We start from the raw sequence: 511 nt of genomic DNA on the forward strand, positions 1-511 counted from the left end.
AGAAGAGCACATCTGTAATTTGTTGCAGCAGTATGCCTTAGTGCCAGAGCGGCATGAACAAGCATGGGCGGCTTATCTCGAGCAATGGGTTCAACAAGTGCTTGCGCTGCCGCTGATAGAAATCGGCAGCGCTTCTGGAGCATCAATTGCTTTAGCACAATTAGACGAAAACGATTATCGCGTTGAAGCCAAGTTTTATTTCTCGGTAGATGATTTCTCTTTGTCGAACTTTAATTCGCTACTTCGTCAGTACAATCCGAATGCAGACGCTTTGAGTTTTGAAGCATTCGAAGGGCATATTAAAGGGGCGATCGACTTATTGTTCCGAGCGCAAGACGCTTATTTTGTGCTGGATTATAAATCGAATCATCTTGGTTTTAGCGCAGACAACTATACGCACGACAAACTAGAAGCAGCGATCAATGAGCATCGTTATGATGTGCAATACCTGCTGTATAGCTTAGCCATTCATCGTCTGTTAAAAGCACGAATGGGAAATGCTTATAGCTAT

1 protein-coding gene is annotated in these 511 nt (G+C 43.6%); it reads left to right on the forward strand.

The window, feature by feature from the left end:
• On the forward strand, positions 1–511 hold a 511-nt coding region (locus A3739_RS06315), incomplete at both ends, for a PD-(D/E)XK nuclease family protein (RefSeq protein WP_197472115.1).

The sequence above is a fragment of the Oleiphilus sp. HI0067 genome (genome assembly GCF_001635735.1).